Source organism: Salinibacterium sp. (genome assembly GCF_031364185.1).
Classification (GTDB): domain Bacteria; phylum Actinomycetota; class Actinomycetes; order Actinomycetales; family Microbacteriaceae; genus Rhodoglobus.
Window position 1 is genome coordinate 1 of sequence record NZ_JANLVV010000133.1, and the last position, 6,120, is coordinate 6,120.

7 protein-coding genes and 2 pseudogenes are annotated in these 6,120 nt (G+C 63.5%); 1 reads left to right on the plus strand and 8 read right to left on the minus strand.

Features of this window, described 5'->3' with window-relative positions; all coding sequences use genetic code 11:
- Positions 1 to 25 precede the first annotated feature (25 nt).
- The 7 genes and pseudogenes from RMN95_RS06000 to RMN95_RS06035 form a co-directional block, all read right to left on the minus strand.
- Positions 26 to 808: a DUF222 domain-containing protein gene (locus RMN95_RS06000; RefSeq protein WP_309616038.1), complete on the minus strand. Its 783-nt coding sequence runs from the start codon at positions 806 to 808 to the stop codon at positions 26 to 28.
- A gap of 155 nt (positions 809 to 963) precedes the next feature.
- Entirely contained in the window at positions 964 to 1,143 is a 180-nt protein-coding gene (locus tag RMN95_RS06005; protein ID WP_309616039.1) for a PspC domain-containing protein, read from the minus strand.
- Between the two features lie 226 nt (positions 1,144 to 1,369).
- Positions 1,370 to 2,048, minus strand: a pseudogene (locus RMN95_RS17125) (DNA polymerase beta superfamily protein).
- 234 nt (positions 2,049 to 2,282) lie between these two features.
- A complete protein-coding gene (locus RMN95_RS06020; RefSeq protein ID WP_309616041.1) occupies positions 2,283 to 3,362 on the minus strand; it encodes a DNA glycosylase AlkZ-like family protein in 1,080 nt (359 codons plus the stop codon).
- A 4-nt stretch (positions 3,363 to 3,366) separates the two neighbouring features.
- Positions 3,367 to 3,783: a DUF1801 domain-containing protein gene (locus RMN95_RS06025; RefSeq protein ID WP_309616042.1), complete on the minus strand. Its 417-nt coding sequence runs from the start codon at positions 3,781 to 3,783 to the stop codon at positions 3,367 to 3,369.
- Positions 3,784 to 3,836: 53 nt separating this feature from the next.
- Positions 3,837 to 4,298: a hypothetical protein gene (locus RMN95_RS06030; RefSeq protein WP_309616043.1), complete on the minus strand. Its 462-nt coding sequence runs from the start codon at positions 4,296 to 4,298 to the stop codon at positions 3,837 to 3,839.
- Positions 4,298 to 4,873 (minus strand): helix-turn-helix transcriptional regulator, encoded by a 576-nt coding sequence (locus RMN95_RS06035; RefSeq protein WP_309616044.1) that lies wholly within the window; start codon positions 4,871 to 4,873, stop codon positions 4,298 to 4,300. The genes RMN95_RS06030 and RMN95_RS06035 overlap by 1 nt, the downstream gene beginning before the upstream one ends.
- 531 nt (positions 4,874 to 5,404) lie before the next feature.
- On the opposite strand from RMN95_RS06035, the gene RMN95_RS06040 reads away from it, so the two are divergent.
- The gene (locus tag RMN95_RS06040) at positions 5,405 to 5,554 is read left to right on the plus strand and encodes a hypothetical protein (protein WP_309616045.1); all 150 of its coding nucleotides are present in this window, start codon (positions 5,405 to 5,407) and stop codon (positions 5,552 to 5,554) included.
- A 104-nt stretch (positions 5,555 to 5,658) separates the two neighbouring features.
- Here RMN95_RS06040 and RMN95_RS06045 read toward each other — a convergent pair.
- Positions 5,659 to 6,120: pseudogene (locus RMN95_RS06045) on the minus strand (hypothetical protein); the annotation flags it as partial.

A 6,120-nucleotide genomic window follows, 5' to 3' on the forward strand; every position in this document is an offset into this window, starting at 1 on the left:
GACTCTGCGGGCTTTCGGCACTGGCTCAGATTCGCAACAGCTCGGTGATCGCGTCGTACACATACTGGTCGGTGGTGCGTTCGTGCGCCGTGCCGAGTTCGGCGTTGACCTTGTCCGCCCAGGCACGCTCGGCGTCGTCGACGAAACACACACCGCGTCGCGGGGCGGTGAGCTTGTCGTAGAGGTCGTCCCACCACGCTCCCGATTCGAGGTCGGGATCGACTATGTAACGGCTCAGCCCGTTGGGCCGCCGCACGCGCCTGATCGAGCGCTCGTTGTGGATTTGCTGCTCTCGGTCGGCGACACCTTCGAGGTCTAGTTCGTCGCGCAGGTGCCGTGCCCGGAGGAATAGTTGATCAACGTCTAGTGAGTCGGCTTCCGCAAGCAGCGTAGCGACGGCGCGGGCAAGCTGCTGCTGGGTGACAGAAGGCGTGGGGCTGCCAAGACCTGAGCGGATCGCCTGCGCGGCGTCGACCCCAAGAGTGGCGGATTGCACGGCGGATCCGACAGCACCGAGCCACGGTTCGAGCGATTCGGCCCCACCAAGCGCGACCTGGTCAACGTCGGCGTCGTGCACAATAGAGCCGACCAAGACGAGCGTCGAGGCATCCCGAGCAGTGGAGCCTGTCGTATGCTGCACGAGCTTCTGAGCTGTGCGGAAACCCTCTCGCTGGGCAAGCCCGCGTTCGGTTGCCAGCAGCGCTGCGTCACCCAACTGACGGACACTCGCGACCGAAGTGGGCAGCAGCGACGCAGCCAAGCGAACCGCACGGAGCAGGCCGCCGAACTGATCTTCGATTTCTGCCATGTCTCAATGATCTCAAAATAGAACATAGATGTGAAGAACATTCAGGAATCTGTGGAGAAGAGGTGCGACGACACCCTGTGGAGGAGAAGACGTTCGTGAACCGAGACGAAGCGTGGGGGGTCGAATAAGGCAGCCCGCTCACCCACCTGCGCGGCTCAGAAGTCGTCGGATGGCATGACGATCCACAGCACGACATAGACCGCCACGGGCAACCCCGCGAGCAGCACGCTCGCCACCGTGATGACGCGAACCGTCGTGGCGGTCATGTCGAATCGTCGCGCGACTCCGGCACAGACTCCGGCGATTACTCTTCCCGTTCTCGGTCTGCTCAGCATCGTCCCAGTGTCGCATAGCCGCCAACGCGGCGACCATCGTGCAGCTTTCCAGCTCCCTCCCGTGAGCGGATGCGTGTGCTTACGTTGCCTTCGCTGTTTTCGGCACGCTGATCAATCTCGTCCTGGACGGCAACAGGCCCGAGTCGCTCACGCGTGTCGCGCTGGTGATGAACTCCTCGATCCCGGCCAGGGCCACCAGTTCGAACGGTGCCGCGCGCCCGATCCCTCACCCCTCCGCGACCCCGCGGAACCACTCCTCGGCAAGCGCAATGGCGTCCGGATGCACTGTGGGGTCGGCATTTTCGTAAAGGTCGCGGGCGAGCGACAGCTCACGGGCAATGAATGCCGTCACGACGGCGGGCACCGCGCCCTCACCCGGGTTGGTGCGCAGCCACAGCAGTGTCACTGCCGGTCGCAACGCAGAGAATAGCCGCTTGAGAGTGAGCCGCTCTAGCGGCCCCTCGCGCTGCTGCAGGCCGACGTGCAGGTAGTGCCGCCCGGCGCGAACGGGATCGTAGAGGGATGCCGCGAGCCGCAGCATCCCGTCTCGAAAGCTTTCGTCACCGAAGTAGACGATCGGCGACCGCAGCCACTCGGTGACAGTCGCGTTGCCTTTGACAAGCAGTTGCACGGCCTTGACGACATCCCAGCCGTCACGTCGAAGATCTTGTCGAGCGGGGTCTCGATCACGTCGCGCGCGGGCCAGGGCGTGAGGTAGGCGCCGCGGGCGCGAATGTAGAAGAAGCGGCAGTCGTAGTCGCTGTCGGGGAGGGGAACCCCCACGCGCGGCTGCCGCTCTCGATCGCCCAGGGGATGCGAACGCCGTTCTCTCGTTCCACCCGGCGCAGGCGATCGTCGACGGCGGCGACGATCGCGGCATCCATCGTGTCGGGAATCGCGCGCATAGAGGCGAGACTATCTGGCTTCAATCCAAGGATCAGCCGGTCTTGGGTCGGGCTGGATCTCGACAAGCTGGTTCTCGAGTAGCTCGGGGTTAGGGGATGCCTTCCGGCAACGTATGGCACTGTGCCATACGTTGCCCAGACGCCCCCGTCTTCCCCGGCCCGACTTCGAAATCGTGCTGCGGAGGCTCGGTAACAGGGCAGTGAATGGCCAGCATCGCAGCTGAGCTGATTGGCTCACCTCGCCGACACACTCACACCCAGCCACTCTGCAAGCGCCACGATCTCGGCCCGCACCATCTCGTCTTCTTCCGCATCGAACGGCAGCAGCTCGTGCACCGCGTTGACGGTGAGCAGGTCGCGCTCGCGATTCACTTCGGCATCGAGCATCCCCACGAACCGATCACCCATCAGGATCGAATGCGCGAAGAAGCCATACTTGCGCTGCGACTTCGGCTTGAACTGCTCGAGCACGTAGTCGAACTCGAAGATCTCCTTCAGGCGTGGGCGGTCAAACAGCATCCCGTCGTACGGATTGAGAAACGCCACGCGGCCGCCCGGGTCTTCTAGAAGCGAGTCGAGCGCCCGCGGATCGACACGGTACTTGCGGGAGCTGCCCTCGATGACCGCCGCCTCTCCCGCTTCACCAATCGGGGTCCACGGTGACTTCTGTTTTGCAATACCGGCGGCCTGCAAGCGGCGTTCGGCCAGCATCCACTCGGCCTCGTCCAGCTCGAATTCCGGCAGATTCTGCGGGTAGACGCGCTCGGCGAGATCCCACCAGCGGTGGCGGCCCTTTCGCCCCACAACGGCGATCTCTCCCTGCCGCAGTAGCGAGTCGAGCATGTGCACTACCTGGCTCGCGCCGTACCAGCCGTCCGACGTGTCGCGCGCCGTCTCGGCGGTGTCCGGGATGTCGGCGGCCAGCATCGGCCCTTCCGCGCGCAGCCGGGCGAGTACCTCGGTGCGAAACCGGTCGTTCGCCTGCAGCCATTCTCGGGAGCTTGCCCGCTGCGGCCAGCGCCGCATGGCGGGCATCATCAGCGGCAGCAGGCTCATCGGTCGGAACGAGCCGTCGAATTCGAACAGCAGCCGATCCCTTTCCACATTCTTCAACAGCTGCACGGTGTCGTAGCCCAACCCTATGCGCGACCACAGGATGCTGTGCTCGGCCGGCGCGATCGTCGCGGTCGGGTCGATCTTGATCGCACCGAGCTGTTCGGCGACCTCCACTACGTCACCGGGCCGGTCGGCATCCAGCAACTGTGCACCTACGGCGATGCGGCGGGCCTCGTCGCGCGTGAGCTTGTGGATCACGGTTTCACGCTAGCAGTGGGGTGCTACGGGGCGACGACGCGGTAGCCCAAGCGCGAATTAGCGCGACCATGCCCGCACGCGCGCCGTCGAGCGCGTCAGGCGCGGGCATCGCGAGGCTCGCCCGAAAGTCGGAATGCCACTGCAATATTCCGCTCGGGTCGCCCGTGAAGCTCGACGCAGCATCCCTATCTTCCGTCGTCGCACCCTGGTGCAGGATGAGGCGCGCTGACCCTGCGCGCGGCACGTTCACGGTGAGCAGGTCGGTGCCATCGAGCGACCAGTTGGGCGAGTTCCATTTGATCGATTCGACGAGCTCCGGATGCGCGCACCGCACAATCTCGCGCAGCTCCTCAACCTCGGCCCGCTGTTCGGGGTTGAGCGCGGTAAGAAACTCGGCGACGGTGCCGTATTGCTTGAGCATGGGGTGAATCTATCCAATGCCCAGCGCTTACTACACCGCGCCGACTCGCCGATCTACGTTTCACCTGAAATCGGGCCGTGGTGGTTCCTCGGGAACGTCGGGCAGTCCCTGCGTGAAGATCGCGTCGAGCATGCGCAGGGCCTTGTCAGGCAGCACCTCGCGCGCAGCTTCATCGCCAATAGAGCAGGTGCGGATGCGACCCAGATGCTCACAGCGCCATCGACGTAGAGGGATTCCCATCCGACATCTTTGGACGTCGGGATGAAGTGATCGGCTTTCGTGTTGAGCCAGTCGCTGGGCCAGCCGTTGGCGGTGGCAATTTCCGCCGTAACCTCCAGGGTCGACTCTGGCGGGTGCACTTTCGCATCGACATCTTCAGTAGTTCGGCGTTCGAAATACCGCAGAGACAGGGCTGCCCCGCCGATGATGCGGATGCCCGCAGGTTCACCTCTCTCCCGCAGGAGCGTGACAACTGCTTTGAGCCCACGGATCAAGTCGGCACGGTCAAGACTCATCAGTAGCTCATGAGGGTGTCTTCGTCGATGAGGACTTTACGGTCGAGGAACGCCTTCGGTACTCGCGTGCGATCAACCGGAACGACGTAGCGCCCTGCGCTGAATGTCCAGGACTTACGCAACGTGCGGGCTGGATCGCATGTCCAGGTTGGGACTGGCAGCCCTTCTTCCTGCAAGCGATACTCGACGAGTGCGGCGATTGCCGCATCCCAATGCTTCGTGCCGGTGGGCGACGGCTCGGCAATCGTGAGCGCGAACCGCACCTCGTTGTGCTCCGCTGTGAGGTTGTCGTTCAGCTGGATGAAATGGCGTAGCGCGCTCGCTGGTTCACCGTCACCTAGCGATGCGGCGATCTGCTCAGCTATTTTCGCGGCGTCTGCTCGACGGGTAGGGATGCTCACCAGTGAGCGCCCGGTCGCCGCCAGCAGCCGTTCCAGAGTGGCCACAGTGGGGATGCGTTCCCCACTTTCGATTAGAGAGAGGGATGACGCGGCAACACCCGATCGCTCGCCGAGCACCTTCTGACTCAGCCCGCTGGCGCGGCGCGAACTGCGGATTAGTATCCTCGCGGTCACGGGTATCACCTCATTTCATTACTAGATAGTAATCTTAGGGCTGCAGCTGAGAGATTCGCTCGGAGCTCTCCATCGAGGCCCGTAGCACCATCACTATCCACGCTCGCACTCACGTCGAGCCCTGGTGTCGCGAGGCTTGCCTGGATATCGAGGTGCCACCCCAGCATCCCGTTCGGGTCGCCGGCGACTGTGAATGCTGCGGACTTTCTCTCGACATCTATGGCACCTGATGCAGAGTGAGGCGCACCGGCTCCGCGCCGGGCGCCTTCACGGGGGAGTATGTCTGCGCAGTCAAGCGACCAGTTGGGCGAGATCCACTTGATCACCTTGACGAACTCAGAATGCGCGGGCCGCACGATCTTGCGCAATTACTCGATGTTGGTCCGCCCTCGGGGGTGAGCGCGACGAGGAGTTGGACGCCTTTGGTGTGGTGCGTGAGTATGGTTCAAGGGCAGCGAAGGATGCTGGGGATGACTCCGCTCGGGGTACTTGCGGGGCTTGCGCTTGCGAAGACCGCGGTACGTTGTGCGCATGGTTCCATTCGATATCGACGTGACCGTGGAGTCAGTACCGGACATGCTGAGCACCATCCTCGACGCCGCTGTCGTTCTGCTCGCGACCATCATCGGCTTGGGCGGATTGCTGCTAGTCAACAGGCATGATCGTCAACAGAAACGGTAGGAGCGCTCGGCCCTTGCTTTCGAGCGCCTCATGGCCGTTATCGGTGGTTGGGCCCAACGGACGGCGCTCAGTCGACTTCACCCGAACGTCTGCGCGGCGCGACGCTAGCGGGTTCCGCTGGCCTGATCGCTCCGCGCGGACACCTTGCTGGCGCTCCGCAAGCCCACGAGACCGACCGCCGCGATACCGACCGCGATGGCTAGTGTGGATGCCCAAAGTTCGGGCATGAGGAGTGCGCTCCTGAACACCTGCACACCATACTCCAGCATCTCGGACGGATAGGGTGCGAGCACCCGGGTGCCCGCGGCGGAGCTAACCGCCGTGATAAAGACGGGCCCCATCCACAGCAGAATCAGGCTTAAGATGACGGCAGTCATTCGACCCACCGAGTTGACGCCGCACCATACGATCGCCGCGCCGATGGCAATAGCGGGTGCCAGTTCTATGACCGTGCGCATCACCTCCGTGAATGTCGAGGAGCTTGATACTGTGCCGACGGGAAATGCCAGCCCTCTCATCCACGAACTGGATGCGATTGCAGCAATACTGAGAGCGATCAGTGCGCC